This is a genomic window from Dielma fastidiosa (genome assembly GCF_003475485.1).
In the GTDB taxonomy this organism is placed as follows: Bacteria; Bacillota_I; Bacilli_A; order Erysipelotrichales; family Erysipelotrichaceae; genus Dielma; species Dielma fastidiosa.
The window spans coordinates 75,391-90,368 of record NZ_QRQL01000010.1; the positions used below are offsets into that span (position 1 = coordinate 75,391).

At 41.5% G+C, this 14,978-nt stretch carries 15 protein-coding genes and 1 tRNA gene; 11 read left to right on the forward strand and 5 right to left on the reverse strand.

Features of this window, described 5'->3' with window-relative positions; all coding sequences use genetic code 11:
• Positions 1 to 34 precede the first annotated feature (34 nt).
• From zwf to DWZ33_RS15750, 4 genes are all read left to right on the forward strand, one after another.
• Positions 35 to 1,450, forward strand: coding sequence for a glucose-6-phosphate dehydrogenase (gene zwf / locus DWZ33_RS15735; RefSeq protein WP_118455791.1), 1,416 nt, complete (start codon positions 35 to 37; stop codon positions 1,448 to 1,450).
• Between the two features lie 131 nt (positions 1,451 to 1,581).
• Positions 1,582 to 3,219, forward strand: coding sequence for a putative manganese-dependent inorganic diphosphatase (locus tag DWZ33_RS15740; RefSeq protein WP_118455793.1), 1,638 nt, complete (start codon positions 1,582 to 1,584; stop codon positions 3,217 to 3,219).
• A 124-nt stretch (positions 3,220 to 3,343) separates the two neighbouring features.
• Entirely contained in the window at positions 3,344 to 4,228 is an 885-nt protein-coding gene (locus DWZ33_RS15745; protein WP_476728658.1) for a fructose bisphosphate aldolase, read from the forward strand.
• A 147-nt stretch (positions 4,229 to 4,375) separates the two neighbouring features.
• Positions 4,376 to 6,775: a DUF2207 domain-containing protein gene (locus tag DWZ33_RS15750; protein WP_182425776.1), complete on the forward strand. Its 2,400-nt coding sequence runs from the start codon at positions 4,376 to 4,378 to the stop codon at positions 6,773 to 6,775.
• Between the two features lie 86 nt (positions 6,776 to 6,861).
• On the opposite strand, the gene DWZ33_RS15755 is transcribed toward DWZ33_RS15750, so the two are convergent.
• The 4 genes from DWZ33_RS15755 to DWZ33_RS15770 all read right to left on the reverse strand — a co-directional run bounded on the left by DWZ33_RS15755 (position 6,862) and on the right by DWZ33_RS15770 (position 10,245).
• Entirely contained in the window at positions 6,862 to 7,755 is an 894-nt protein-coding gene (locus tag DWZ33_RS15755; RefSeq protein ID WP_118455799.1) for a sensor histidine kinase, read from the reverse strand.
• Positions 7,756 to 7,758: 3 nt separating this feature from the next.
• Positions 7,759 to 8,592, reverse strand: a complete 834-nt coding sequence (locus DWZ33_RS15760) for an ABC transporter permease (RefSeq protein ID WP_118455801.1) — start codon at positions 8,590 to 8,592, stop codon at positions 7,759 to 7,761.
• Positions 8,585 to 9,496, reverse strand: coding sequence for an ABC transporter ATP-binding protein (locus DWZ33_RS15765; protein ID WP_118455803.1), 912 nt, complete (start codon positions 9,494 to 9,496; stop codon positions 8,585 to 8,587). The genes DWZ33_RS15760 and DWZ33_RS15765 overlap by 8 nt, the downstream gene beginning before the upstream one ends.
• 89 nt (positions 9,497 to 9,585) lie before the next feature.
• A complete protein-coding gene (locus DWZ33_RS15770) occupies positions 9,586 to 10,245 on the reverse strand; it encodes a response regulator transcription factor (RefSeq protein ID WP_118455805.1) in 660 nt (219 codons plus the stop codon).
• Positions 10,246 to 10,361: 116 nt separating this feature from the next.
• On the opposite strand from DWZ33_RS15770, the gene DWZ33_RS15775 reads away from it, so the two are divergent.
• The 7 genes from DWZ33_RS15775 (at position 10,362) to DWZ33_RS15805 (ending at position 14,779) form a co-directional block, all read left to right on the forward strand.
• Positions 10,362 to 11,186 (forward strand): alpha/beta fold hydrolase, encoded by an 825-nt coding sequence (locus DWZ33_RS15775; protein ID WP_118455807.1) that lies wholly within the window; start codon positions 10,362 to 10,364, stop codon positions 11,184 to 11,186.
• Positions 11,176 to 12,087 carry an alpha/beta fold hydrolase gene (locus DWZ33_RS15780; protein WP_118455809.1) on the forward strand — a complete coding sequence of 304 codons (912 nt, stop codon included), beginning with the start codon at positions 11,176 to 11,178 and terminating at the stop codon, positions 12,085 to 12,087. The genes DWZ33_RS15775 and DWZ33_RS15780 overlap by 11 nt, the downstream gene beginning before the upstream one ends.
• 64 nt (positions 12,088 to 12,151) lie before the next feature.
• Positions 12,152 to 12,403, forward strand: a complete 252-nt coding sequence (locus tag DWZ33_RS15785) for a hypothetical protein (RefSeq protein WP_022936419.1) — start codon at positions 12,152 to 12,154, stop codon at positions 12,401 to 12,403.
• A gap of 135 nt (positions 12,404 to 12,538) precedes the next feature.
• Positions 12,539 to 13,264 carry an HAD family hydrolase gene (locus tag DWZ33_RS15790; protein WP_118455811.1) on the forward strand — a complete coding sequence of 242 codons (726 nt, stop codon included), beginning with the start codon at positions 12,539 to 12,541 and terminating at the stop codon, positions 13,262 to 13,264.
• Positions 13,265 to 13,355: 91 nt separating this feature from the next.
• On the forward strand, positions 13,356 to 13,565 hold the full coding sequence (locus DWZ33_RS15795; RefSeq protein WP_022936421.1) for a helix-turn-helix transcriptional regulator: 210 nt from the start codon (positions 13,356 to 13,358) through the stop codon (positions 13,563 to 13,565).
• Entirely contained in the window at positions 13,562 to 14,041 is a 480-nt protein-coding gene (locus tag DWZ33_RS15800; RefSeq protein ID WP_022936422.1) for a hypothetical protein, read from the forward strand. Before DWZ33_RS15795 ends, DWZ33_RS15800 begins: the two co-directional genes overlap by 4 nt.
• A 57-nt stretch (positions 14,042 to 14,098) precedes the next feature.
• Positions 14,099 to 14,779, forward strand: coding sequence for an N-acetylmuramoyl-L-alanine amidase (locus tag DWZ33_RS15805; protein ID WP_022936423.1), 681 nt, complete (start codon positions 14,099 to 14,101; stop codon positions 14,777 to 14,779).
• Positions 14,780 to 14,842: 63 nt separating this feature from the next.
• Here DWZ33_RS15805 and DWZ33_RS15810 read toward each other — a convergent pair.
• Positions 14,843 to 14,918 (reverse strand) — tRNA-Ala (locus DWZ33_RS15810).
• Positions 14,919 to 14,978 lie beyond the last annotated feature (60 nt).

Consider the following 14,978-nt stretch of genomic DNA (forward strand, 5'->3'; position numbering starts at 1 on the left):
GTTATCATAAAATTAAGAAAAGAGGACTTGAAAAATGGAAGCATTAACTAAAAACCACAGCTATACATTTACCATCTTCGGCGGTACCGGTGACTTAACTTATCGTAAGCTGCTGCCGGCTTTATATAATCTTTTTGTCTCTAAACAGCTGATTGCATTTCAAATCGTAATTATCGGCCGCCGCAATTATCAGCATGATGAGTATTGTGAAATCGCAAATGGCTGGATCAGACAATTTGTAAGACTGCCATATAATGATAACTCATTCAGAGAGTTTTGTGAGCACCTGTATTATTATCAGATGGATTTCACTCAGGAAGCGGCTTATGCAGATCTGCATGCCTTTTATTCAGCGCATAATATGCATGAACATATCTTTTACTTTGCCGTAGCGCCGCGTTTTTTTGAACTCATTGCCAAAGGTTTGACGCATGTGCCTGACGCAAGGCAGGGCCGGGTTGTCATTGAGAAGCCTTTCGGCAAGGATCTGGCCTCAGCCCGTGAATTAAATGCTCAGCTGGAAGCCTTTTTCGCACCGGATCAAATTTATCATATAGATCATTATCTCGGCAAAGAAATGGTGCGCAATATTCAGACAATTCGTTTCATGAATCCCATCTTTGCGAATATCTGGAATCATGATTATATCGAAAATATTCAAATCTCTGCAATGGAGGAAGTCGGTGTTGAAACCCGCGGCTCATATTATGATCAAAGCGGAGCATTAAAGGATATGGTACAAAATCATCTCTTTCAGATTCTAAGCATTGTAGCGATGGAACCTATGCGGGATAACAGCCGTGAAGAGATGCATCGCTGTCAGCTTGACGCGCTGAAGCATTTGCGGAAAGCATCCGCCTTAAAGCTGGAAGATACATTGATTCTCGCACAATATGACGGTTATTTGAAGGAGAAGGATGTAGCCGCTGATTCTAAGACTGAAACCTATGCCGCCTTACGTTTGTTTATCGATAATGAGCGCTGGCAGGGAACGCCTTTTTATATTCGTACCGGCAAGAAGCTTGATCGCAGGGAAATGGAAATCATCATTACTTTTAAACGGCCGCTGCCAACTGCTGATCCCAATATTCTGATCATCAAGATACAGCCAACTGAAGGGGTATATGTACGCTTTAATATTAAAAAACCGGGAAATAGCGAGGAGATCGTTCACGCCAGCATGGATTTCTGTCAAAGCTGTCAGGAAATCAACCGCATTAACACGCCTGAAGCCTATGAGCGATTATTAATGGCAGTAGCTTTAGGGGATGCTTCGTGGTTCTCACAATGGGATCAGATTGAAACAAGCTGGGAATATGTCGATCAGCTGAAACAGCGGGCTGTCAATGAGTTTCTGCCAATCCATGTGTATCAGCCTGGCAGTGAGGGGCCTGATGAAGCGGCTGCCTTGCTTGCCAAACAGGGTCATGAATGGTTTAATCAAGAATAGAAAGAACGGCTGCAATCGCGGCCGGTTTTCTTTTAGGCAGAAAATAATCACAGCTTTCAAGAAACCTTGGTTAATAGGATTGCATTTTTCACAGTCTTCGATATAATTAAGACGATAAAGAGGAAGATTCCATGGATAAAAAAACAATTTATATCACAGGCCACCGCCACCCAGATACCGATTCTATCGTATCGGCGATTGCCTATGCACAATTTAAGGAAAGAAAAGGATTTCATGCTGTTCCCTGCCGTTTAGGTGAGATGAATGCAGAGACAAAATATTTGCTGAATCGCTTTAATGTAGAAGCGCCGATGCTTTTTGAGGACGCCAGAGCGACGCTTGATGAAATTGAAATTGATGAACCCATCACTATTTCACCGATGACAACAATGATGGAAGCATTGCAGATGATGAGCGATCAGAATAAGCAGTCACTGAGTGTTGTAACCGATCAGGGGAAGCTGATGGGGATGGTGACAAAGTCAGACTTAGCGAATATCGGCTTGGGTGATACCGCCTTATCAATCCGTCTGCTGAAAGAAACACCGACTGAATTTATCGCAAAAACGATCAGCGGTCAGGTGCTGTATGATGATGAAGACCGTCATTTTAACGGAAAGGTAAGTATCATTGCCATCGCGGAAACAAGACTGCGCAATTATGAATTAAAGGATCGTATGGTAATTGTCGGCAATGATCAGGATGCTCAGATCACCGCGATTGCGAAAGGCGCGGGGATGTTGGTTGTTGTGTGGACGGATGAAGTTGCTGAGGAAGTATTGGAAATGGCAAAAATATCACATTGTCCAATTATCAAATCCGGACATGGAACAATGAATACAACACGTTATCTGTTCTTTGCACCGCCGGTAAAATTGATTATGAAAACCGATTTAATCAGCTTCAATATTAATGAATTTGTAGAAGAAGTCGGTAAGAAATTAATGAAGTCAAGATTTCGCTGCTATCCAGTGGTTGATGATGATAATCGTTTATGCGGCTATGTATCACGTTATCATATTTTAAATCAGCATAATAAGCAGGTAATTCTTGTTGATCACAATGAATATTCTCAATCGGTTAAATCTATTGAAAAAGCCGATTTGCTTGAAGTCATCGATCATCATCGGGTCAGTGATATCGCTACCCACCGGCCGATCTTTTTCCGCAACGAGATTATCGGCAGTACAGCAGCGATCATTACTTCCATCTATATGGAAAACCAGATGAATATACCTAAGCAGCTGGCCGGTTTATTGCTGGGGGCAATCCTATCCGATACATTGAAGTTCAAATCGCCGACAACAACGGAAAAGGATATGGGAATGGCCAAGGTTCTGGCGGAAATTGCTGAATTGGATATTGAACAGTTCGCTAAGGAAATGTTTAAGGTCAGCAGCAATATTATGGGCAAACCGGTCAATGAATTGCTGAATCAAGACATCAAGCAGTTTGATATTGACGGCAAGAAGGTTGCTATCGCTCAGGTCATTGCCTATCAGGTTTCAGAAGCCAGAGAGATTGAAAAAGAAATAGCAGAAGTAATGAATGAGTATGCGTCAGATAAGGAGCTCGATCTGCTGGTTCTGGCATTTACGAGTATTCTTGAAAATGGTTCAGTGTTTTATGCGGCGGGTGAGTTAGCAAAAGCGGTCAAGGAAGCATTCCCGGATCATGAGGGAGAGGAACACAGCTTCCAGGAGGATATTCTTTCCCGTAAGAATCAAATCGTGCCATTGCTTTCAAGAGCGATTATTAATTCTATCTAATCAAAGTGGGTCAGCGCCCGCTTTTTCTTATTTGAATACTCTGAATGGTATTTTAAATCGAAAAGTGTTAATATAAAATTATCAAAGGGCTGTTGGTTCAGCCTTGACAAAGGAGGCATCGATGATGAATGAACAATTAGTACGTATGCACACGGGCAAGGGATTTATCGCGGCGCTTGATCAAAGCGGCGGCAGTACCCCTAAGGCACTGAAATTGTATGGTATCGATGAATCACAGTATCATAATGATGATGAAATGTTTGATTTAGTTCATGAAATGCGGACTCGAATCATGACAAGTCCGGCTTTTACTTCTGAGCATATCCTTGCGGCAATTTTATTTGAAAATACGATGGATCGAAAAGTAGAGGGTGAATACACGGCGGATTATTTATGGCTTAAGAAAGGAATCCTGCCGATTCTGAAGGTGGATAAGGGGCTTGCTGAGCTGGCCCATGGTGTTCAGCTGATGAAGCCGATTCCTGATCTTGATGATTTGCTGAAGCGTGCCAAAGAAAGGCATATCTTCGGTACTAAAATGCGTTCAGTGATTAAACAGGCTGATGAAGAAGGAATCAAGGCTATCGTGGATCAGCAATTCGAAGTAGGACTGCGTATTTATGCGGCAGGCTTTGTACCGATTCTTGAACCTGAGGTTGATATTTTTGCTGCTGATAAGGAAAAGAGCGAAGCAATTTTGAAACGTGAAATTAAGCGTCATTTATCACTGTTAGAGGATGATGTCAGAGTGATGTTTAAGCTCTCTATCCCAAGTGCTGACGGTTTCTATTCTGATCTTATGGAGGATCAGCATGTTGTACGGGTTGTTGCCTTGTCCGGCGGTTACAGCCGTGATGAAGCAAATGAAAGGCTTTCCCGTAATCCAGGACTGATTGCCAGCTTCTCAAGAGCTTTGTCACAGGGCTTAAACGTTAACCAGACACCGGCTGAATTTGATCAGCTGCTTAAGACTTCTATTGATTCAATTTATCAAGCGAGTATCGCTTAATGTTTATGGACAGGTTCGCCTGTCCTTTTTCTTGAGCTGAATCTTGTCATTAGCTGGCTTTTATTGCCTAATGGCTTGAAAAAGCATGACGAAACTCTTATGATAGAATCATCTTTAATTATGATGAAAACATCAAAGGGGATTGCGATGAAAAAAATACAGCGTGGGATCATTATGGTTTTAACCATGATTTTGGTTTTGCTTTCAGGGCATGAAATACTGGCAGAAGATGTTGGTTATGTTTATGAAGATTTGAATGTAAAGGTAGAAATCAATGATAAAAGAGAATATCATGTGACTGAAACGATGGTTGTCGATTTTGAAAATGAAATGCATGGGATTATCCGTAATATTCCGTTAAAGAGTGATACGGAAAAGGTTCGAATCAAGAATATTGATGTATCCGGCATGCCTTTTTCAGTATCGGAAGAGCATGAAAATGCGGTTGTTCGTATTGGTGATCCAGATGTGACAGTAAGCGGTATACAGGAAATTACCCTGGAATATACGCTGACGCATTATCAGGATTATGATCATGAATATGATTATGCTTATGTGAATGTTTTGGGCACGGATTATGATGCTGAAATTAAACATTTTCATGCGGAGGTCATTTTCCCGTTTGCTGATGAATTGATCAATTATAAGGTAACCTCTGGCACTCGCGGCAGTACATGGAACAATTATGTCAATGAGATGATGGCGGATGACCGGCTGATGATCGAGGCCGATGATACGCTTCCCGCTAAGGTTGGTGTCACTGTGCAGATGCGTTTTACGGAAGGTGTTTTTTCATCAGCGCCTTCGTATCCATATCCTTATGTTTTAGAAAACAGTGACTGTCAGATTGAAATCGATAAGAACCAGGATCTGCATGTTACGCAGACCATTGATTATCAAACTGAGAACCGTTATCTCGGTATTTCAATTCCTTTTATCAGTGCCGGCTGGGATGCTTCAAATTATCGCATTGATGATTTTGAAGCTGTTGGTGACGGCGAGGTGAGAGTTTCTGGCAATGCGTTCAGACTTCAGCCTGAGAAGGAACAAGGCAGCGTTGTGGTAAGCTATATCATACATCCATATTATTTATTGGATCAAGATATATCCTTTGTATTGAATGATCCTGATGAGGATACACAGATTAAACATTTCACCCTTACTCTGACCATGCCGAGCATTCCTGAACTTAATGTCTATCTGCAGCGGTATGACGCCGCTACAAATACGGATCGCTATCAGATAACCCAAGCGGATAATACAATCATGCTTGAGACAACCCAGCCGATTGAAGCTGCGGAAATTTTTAAGCTCACTCTGCCGATCAATGCTGCCGATTATCAGCGTGATTCAGGCTTTTATCCAAGGCTGGCAGCGGGTTTAGGCGGTTTATTAGTGATGATTGTATGCGCGCTGCGCTTTCTTGTATATCGAAAGAAATCGCTGACGATACCAGTGAACTTCTATCCGCCGAAGGGAATGAACAGTGCGGAAGCGGGTTATGTCATCGATCTCAAGCTCAGTGACAGTGATGTTACTTCATTGATTTTTAACTGGGCAGACCGCGGATATTTAAAAATCCACTTTATTGACGGGGAATGCAGCTTTGAAAAAATCAAAAATGCCGATTCATTGATGGCTGACTATGAACAGCGCCTATTTAATGCGATGTTTCGATATAGTAGTGATGGCTTTGTTAGCCATGCCATGCTCAGAGCTTTTTATTATGATCTGAGAGATGCGAAAAAGAGCATTGAGAGAAAGTATACAAGAGATAAATCGCTGACATTAAAGAGTGCTGATGTTATGCGTAAGCTGTTTATAAATCTTTCACTTTTACCTTTGCTTATCTTTCTGCTTTTAAATAATTATGAAATATATCGAGATAGCTTTAATTTGGTTATCTTATGTGTAATGCTTGTGCCGATGCTTTTGGCTGCGAATAGAATGCTCACAATGTATTTCAGGCAAAAGGAAGGCCGTAATAATAAGGTATATCTTGGTTTTGGTTTCCTGATGGGACTGCTGCTGATTTATATTTGTATTTTGATAACAGAAGTATCGCTGAGTATAGAGCTTCTGATTAGTCTGTTTAGCTGCATGGCTCTTTTGATTATTGCCAGCGGCATTCATAAAAATAGTGAGTATCGCAATGAATTATTAGTTCCTTTGCTTGGTTTTAAGGAGTTTATTAAAGCAGCCGAAAAAGACCGATTAGAAATGCTGTTAGAGGAAGATCCGGAATACTATTATCATGTGCTTCCTTATGCGCAGGTGTTGCATGTTAGTAAGATTTGGATCAATAAATTTAAAGATCTGACCATTCCGCCGCCGACTTGGTATGTTGGTGAAGAAGCTTGGTCAGCAAAGGATTTCGATTTTATAGTTCATGACATTGAAAAAGAAATTGAGCTTGCTTCCAAAGCCAGAGCCCATAGCAGCTTTGATTCATCGAATGATTTTGGTTATTCAGGCGGTGACGGTGGTTTTTCATCGGGCGGCTCAAGCGGCGGCGGCAGCGGTGGCGGCGGCAGCCGTGGTTGGTAAGCGAATATAATAAAGAACAGCTGGCTTGATAATAAGCCGGCTGAAGCGATGAATATTAAAAAAGGCAGCTTGGACTGCCCTTTTGGTTATACTGGAAACTGAATACGAATCGTTAACATTTGTTTTTCACAGACAGCGTCAATCGTACCTTGCATCTGTTTTACCAGTTCTTTTGCGATGGATAGACCTAATCCCATTGAATCACCGCCGGTTTGTACTGTATAAAAGCGGTCAAAGAGCTGATTGATCATAACCGCATCCAAGATTTCGGTATGATTGGTGAAACTGATCACGCCGTTATCTGACAGGCTGATTAGTAAATCACCGCTGCTGTATTTTAAAGCATTGCCAAGAATATTTTCAATAACACGGCTGAGTGCTTGTTTATCGAGGCAGCGGGTAATTGGCTGCTTGGTGATGGTAATCTTTGGCGTTATTTGACGCTTTTTGAATGCCGCGTAATAGGAAGCTAAACATTCCTCTAAGAAGCGATTGAGATTTACGGCTTCAAGCTGGGGATGAGTGATTAACAGCGCCGTACCTGAGGTATAAGCAAACAGCTCTTCAATCAGCTGCTTTAGAACATCACAGCGGCCTTTGATGATTGCCAGCATCCGTTTATCTTCCTCACTCATTTCAGCTTGTTCAAGCAGATCGAGATAGCCGCACATGGCAGTTAAGGGTGTACGCAGATCATGAGAAATGTTTGTCACTGCCGCTTTAAGCTGCAGATCTCCCTGTTCATAATGATGTCTCAGCCTGCGAAGCTGTTTCAGCTCCGTGTTAATATCGGCTGCCAGCTGACGCATATGCGCATCATGGGTGGAAATCGTAATCAAGGTATTGGTATCCTGATTCAGCCGTTCATGAAAAGCCTGCTTGATTTCATCCGCTCCCTTTCGTATTAAAGTCAGGCGGATCAGCAGGTATATGATTATCAGAATGAGGATGCCAAACAGGCTTACGGTTACGATTTCCATAGTTTAATTAATGTCTTTCTTTTTAAGCAGGCCGATACCTGCCAGCGTGGTTGTAATCAGGATCGTCAGCGAGTATAGCGGCAGCCGCCATGGATGAGCGACGCCCATATTTGCCAGCTGAACTGCCTGACATGGGGGTACAAAATCATAAATAAATTCATAGACGGTTCGCTTTGCGCCTGTCAGATAGCGTGGATTAGGCACTGTTTTGCTTACACCTGGTTCATCGCCATTGTTAGTGAGCTCATAAGTTGCATAGGTTTCAGGCTGATTCAGCTGACTGTGTACATAGGTGGCGCCAATCAATAACACAAAGGCTCCCAATACACAGATAATCGCGCTCAGCGCTTTATTTTGACAAAGCATGGCAACCATCACGCAGCAGGCACTGCTGGCCGCGGCACACAGGATTGAACAGAAAATCAAAATCAGTATGATTCTAAGATCAACGGTAAAGAAACCAAGCAAAGGGATGCCTGCCAGGCAGTAACAAATAATAAAGCCAAGACACATTATCAGGCCGCAAAATAAGCAGACAATCAGATTAGACAGATAAATCGCTGAGCGGCTGTGTCCGATAATCAGTTTATTGCGGATTGTTCCATCACTATATTCAGTGCCGGTAAACAGCGAGCAGAATACAGCAAGCAGAATATTGACAAACAGCGGATAGGCAAAAAAGGTACTTTCCAATACAGCAGATGTGCCATAGGCCTGCATATTTCTAAACTGCATAAACGGTATGAGCAGTCCCAGCAGACACATGAATGTCAGACAAACCTGGAAACAGCGGTTTTTAATCATGCGGTGTAAATCGGCATTTAGTAATTTATTCATGCGACCCTCCTACAAGATTAATGAAATAGCTTTCTAAGCTTTCATCCTGTTCCTGAATGGATTGTACCTCACAATGCTGATCCGCAAGTTCCTGAATCAGATGGGTAATTGATGGCTTGCCATAGATTTCCGCCGTATTTTCGTTAATCAGCTTATAATTCAGCTTCATGCTGTCTAACACCCTAATTAATGCCTGAATATTATCAACCTCAAGCCGCAGGCATTGCCGTGACATCATTTCAAGCTGTTCAGCACTGATTTCCTTAACGATGCGGCCATTGTCAATAAAACCAAAATGGGTTGCTAATTTAGATAATTCATCAAGGATATGCGAAGAAATCAAAAGGGTGATCTGGCGGTTTTGATTCAGCTTTAAGATCAGTTCTCTGATTTGTATGATGCCTTGCGGATCAAGTCCATTGGTTGGCTCATCAAGCACTAAAAAATCAGGATCATTGACTAATGCGATGCCGATACCTAAACGCTGACGCATGCCCAATGAGAAATGTTTTGCTTTTTTATTTCCCGTCTGTTCGAGACCAATTAATTTTAATAGTTCATCAATACCATCAAAAGAAGGAAGACCAAGAATGCGGGCCTGCTGTTTCAAGTTTTCCTCAGCACTCATTTCCATATAAATAGAGGGTGTTTCAATAACCGCTCCCATACGTGCCCGCTGCTTGCTGATCGCTTTATCGTCATTAGCGGTGCCATAAATCGTGTAAGTGCCGCTGTCTGGCTCCTGTAAACCGCAGATTAAACGGATCAGCGTTGTTTTACCAGCCCCGTTTCTGCCGACAAAGCCATAAATGGCACCCTTAGGAATATGCATTGAGACATTATCCAGAGCTTTAAATTTTCCATAATGCTTGGACAATGACTCTGTCGTTAAAATAGTGTCCATATAATTCACTCCTTTTCTTTACACGGTACAGTTTATCAAAGAGAAGTTAAGCAGGCGGTAAAGAAAAGGGTTAAGATTTAGTAAAGAATCTAATCTTCTTTCATTTTAAAACCAATTCCCCAAACTGCTTCAATGTATTCCTCATTGCTGAACTCACGCAGCTTTCTTCTAAGATTGCTGATATGTACCTTTAAGGAGCTTTCCATGCAGTCATTCTCTTCGCCAATCCGATCTAAAATTGTTGATTTGGAATTGACCTGAGATGGGTGGGTCATCAAAAGCTTTAAGATTGCATATTCGGTTTTGGTTAAGCGCACCGGCTGATTTCTTATATGCACCTGATAGGTATGCGGATCAAGCGTCAAATCCTTAAAAACCAAGGCCGCGTTAGGGCCAGGCGGTTCATTTCTTAGCTGAACTGCAACGCGGGCTAACAGCTCGCGGGTATCAAAGGGTTTTGTCATGTAATCAGCGGCCCCCAGATATAATAATTCTACCTTATCATTAATATCCGCTTTGGCGCTCAATACAATTACGGGAATGGCTTTGATCTTAGCCAGGACAGCCTCCCCTGACATACCCGGCAGCATCAGATCAAGCAGAATCAGATCAGGTGTCATAGTATCTAAGAATAATAGGGCTTCGGTTCCTGAGTAACAGCGGTAAATCTGATAATTATTGCGGCTAAGCAGCTCCTGAAGCAGATCGCCAATATAGACATCATCATCAATAATCAGGATTTTTTTCATTTTTCAGCCCCGCTTTCTATACTCTTTATTGTAGTGAATTACCGATATAAAATCAACCAAGTGAACGATGATTGCGATATTATGATACAATAGAGCTAACAATTACGAGGGGCCCTATGATAAAAAAATATATTGATACTGGCCGCGGCCGTGTCTATTACTGGCTGAATCAGCCTTCGGTTTATAAAACAACATTGATGCTGACACATGGCTTAACAGCTGATCATTCATTATTTGATCTGCAGCTTGACGCATTGAATGATATACGCATTATCACATGGGATATGCCGCTGCATGGCGAATCACGGCCGTATAATGATTTTTCATTTATTCATGCTGCCCAGGATATGAAACAAATTCTTGATCAGGAAGGGATTGATTCACTAGTTATGGCTGGTCAGTCAGCGGGCGGTTATGCGGTTCAGGTGTTTGCACACTTATACCCTCATCTTCTTAAGGGCTTTATCGCTATCGATTCTACGCCGCTTGGCAGTCATTATTATAAGCGTTCAGAAACTTTTTGGACTGATCATTATGATGCTTTTGCGGCCTTGCTGCCTTATCGCTGCTATTGCCGGCTGAGCGCAAATAATGCGGCTTTGCATAAAACAGCCAGAGAAGCTTTCTATGAATCATTGCTGCGCTTGGGAAAGGCGGATATGCTGAAGGCAGTACGCAGTGTCTACCGTGATTTTAAAAAATATGATGAGGTAAAATTTCAATGTCCGGTTCTGCTTTGTCTTGGTGATCATGATCAGGTTGGCTATGTGCCAAAATATAATCAGATGTGGAGTCAGGCAACAGGTTATCAACTTTGCATTATCCCAGATGCCGGCCATAATTCAAATTATGATAATGCGCCTTATTTTAATGAATTAATAATAAAATTTATCAATCAGCTGACGGCTGGACAGGAAAATGGAGAAGGTTATGGAAATTAATGTGAATGAAATGATTGAAATTAACGGGGTTAAACAATTTATCGCAGTACGTGCAAAGCATGCGGGCAATCCGCTGCTGCTGTATGTTCACGGCGGCCCGGGTGATGCGGCCTTGCCTTTAGTGCTGAAATACAATGGTGTGCTTGCTGAACATTATACACTGGTTGTCTGGGAACAGCGGGGAGCTGGTAAGTCTTATTATCCGTTTACTGAAGCAGTAACGATTGACACCTATGTGGAAGATCTTCAACTCCTGATTGAATATCTGCTAAAACGTTATCAGCAAAAGAAGCTGACCCTTGTAGGCCATTCATGGGGCAGTGTACTGGGGATGAAGATCGCTCTTATGGTTCCGCATCTTCTGCAATGTTATGTCGGCTGCGGTCAGGTAATTGATATGGCCGAAGGCTCAAAGCGGGCATGGGAATATGCGATGCAGGCTGCAGACCCTAAAACGAGAAAGCGATTGACAACGGTTGATCCATCATATCAGGGAACAAATTGGTTTAATGATTTAATGCTGGTCACTAAAACGGTGGTAAAGTATAAAGGGTCCTATTATGGTCATCAAAGCTATAATCCGATGATCAAGGATTTCATTTTTTCAAGTTCTTATTGTTTAAAGGATCTGATCAATCGGCAAAAGGGTTCCCTGCAAAGCATTCAAGCCTTATGGCCTGAATTAATGTCAGTAAGCTTTAAGGATATCCATGAACTGCAAGTAAAAATTGTATTGATAGAAGGAAAACATGATCATCATGTTGACAGTGGGCTGGCCGTTGATTTTTATAATCAGCTGACAAGTTTGAAGCAGCTTTATCTTTTTGAAAAAAGCTGTCACTTTCCGCAATGGAGTGATGCGGAGCAGTTTAATCAGATTATGATTTCATTGTTGTCTTAAAGGCGGATTGTTGTTTTTCTGATTTAGGTGTGCCATAATAAATACAGCGAAAGTGAGGAATAATATGCTTGAATTTAAATTTGATACTCAGCTTTTAATCGAAGGAAAAAATCTTTCAGAAGATGCAATTAATGATTATATAACGGAACATTTTAAAGGTGATTGTCTGCTGGCGGTAGGTGATGATGAATTAATCAAAATTCATTTTCATACCAATGAGCCATGGCAGGTGCTTGAATATGCGGCGTCTTTAGGTGAGATTTATGATGTCGTAATAGAAAATATGGAACGGCAGGCAAACGGTCAGCAAGGTTAAGTAAAGTCCTTTATGATTTATCATAGAGGATTTTTTATTATATAGGAAATTAAATGATTGTTCATCCTTTAAATGATGAATAAATATGATAAAATCAATAGTGATACATATTGATTACTAATAGGGAGCGATACGATGAAAAAACCAGTTATGATAGCATTTGATTATGGGCAGACAATTATTGATGAGCATCCGGTAGATTTTGTCAGGGGGACTGCCGAGGTTATGAAATATGCGGCGGTTAATAAGTTCAATAAAACACCTGAAGAAATTCAAAGCATATCGGCACAATTAAAAAAAGAACTCGGTAATTTTAAACCGGGTCTTGACTTCGGTGATTATGGTGAGATCAGTAATTTAGCTTTTCAGGCATTTTTGTATGAATCACAGGGTATTGAATTGTCAATTTCCTATGAAGAAGCTGAATTGATTTTCTGGGACAGCGCTGCCTGGGGGAAAGCGGCACCGGGGATTGAGGAATTGCTGGCATATCTTCATGATAATGGCATCAGAACCGCGGTTTTAAGTAATAATGCGTATGGACAGAAGGCACTGAGCAGCCGTATCAACCGCATTCTGCCAAATCATCATTTTGAATTTATCTTATCGACAAAGGACTATTTATTCCGTAAACCCAATCGGCATATCTATGAGCTGCTGCTGATGAAGGCTGATTTACAGGCGGATGATGTATGGTATGCGGGTGACAGCTTAATCAACGATGTCGATGGCAGCCGTAATGCCGGGCTAATGCCGATTTGGTATACCGGTGCCAGTGAAAAATGGGAGCAAACGGATAGGGAATGCCTGCATATTAAGCATTGGCATGACTTGATCGATTATTTAAAAGAACTGCAGTAGCAGTTTTTTTTGTATAGTACACTTGACATTTTATGTAAAGTAAACTATACTATCAATGTAAAGTTAACTATACTTGAAAGGGTGTGATTGCTTGCAGACACGAATACAGGAATTGCGTAAAGCAAAGAAGGTAACACAGAGTGAGTTGGCTGATGCGGTTAATGTGACCCGTCAGACAATTATATCGCTGGAAAATGGCAAATATAAAGCATCGCTGATCCTTGCACATAAACTAGCTCAATTTTTTGGTGTAACGATCGAGGAAATCTTTATCTTTGATTTAAAGGAGGAAAATCTATGAAAGGAATCTTATGTGCCACAAAAGCAGTGACGAATGAGGAGTATCGTCAGGAGTTGGCTAAGAAACGTATTTATTATGTGCTGATAATTATGGTTGGTGTCATTACCTTGGCAATCACTTATTTCGCATCAGCTAATGGCATTGAATTCAATGAGCATCTGCATGGTACATTTGCGGGCATGGGGACTGGTTTAATTTTGGCTGGGGTTGTGCTGATTATTAAGACACAGATGACCTTAAGCAGTGAGGAGAAGCTGAAAGCGGCCCGTTTGAATAATTCTGATGAACGCAATATGGAAATCAGCAGCCGTGCTTTCCGCAGTGCAGCATTGATAATGATTATCTCATTTTATGTGACAGCCCTGATTGGCAGTATCATGATTGATGAACGTCTGATTCAGTTATTGTTGTTGAATATGAGCGTGTTATTAGCGGGTTATATTCTCTCATATAACTATTATAAACGTAAATTATAGACCGTCTGACGGTCTTTTTATTTGGGTGTATTCATATAGTAAAGCAGGGTGAAGCTTATGAAACAAATGAAACTATTAATCATCTGCGTGGTGGCTGCGGCTTGCTTTTTTATCAGTGAGCATTTTGTTGCGGCCGTTCAGGATGTGATTTACGCACCGTTATCAGGAGCGGTGATTGTTTTGGATGCCGGTCATGGCGGTAAGGATGAGGGGGCGATGGCTGAGGGGGTTACTGAAAAAGCCATTAATATGGCTATTGTCACAAAGCTGCAGGCGCTGTTTGAAGACGCGGGGGCTACGGTTGTATTAACACGTAAGGATGAAAATGATCTCTCCTCGCCAACAGCAGCCAATCATAAGCGTGAGGATATGAAGAACCGTATTGATATTATCAATGATGAAAAGAATGATTTGCTGCTTAGCATCCATCTGAATAGTTATAGTGATTCTTCAGTGAAAGGAGCGCAGACCTTTTATCCAAAGGATAGCTTATCCAGTGAATTATTGGCAAGCTGTATTCAGGTACAATTTTTAGCGATTGACAGCCGGATGTCGCCTAAACCGGGTGATTATTATTTATTGAATAATTCCCGGATTCCCGCAGTATTAATTGAGTGCGGTTTTCTCTCCAATGCTCAGGAAAGGGAACAGCTTTCGCAAGCAGATTATCAAGATAAGGTGGCTAATCTGATTTTCGCGGGTACGCTGAATTACTTTAAGGAATTGAGTTATGAATAAAGCTGGTTCGCCGGCTTTTTGCATAATAAAAAAACGCCCATAAACAGGCGCTTATTTGTATAATGGTGGAGCTTAGGGGGATCGAACCCCTGACCTCCTGATTGCGAACCAGGCGCTCTACCATCTGAGCTAAAACCCCATTACTTTTACAATTATAGCACTAATCGTAAAAAAGAAAAGGGGTATTTTATTTTTTGCA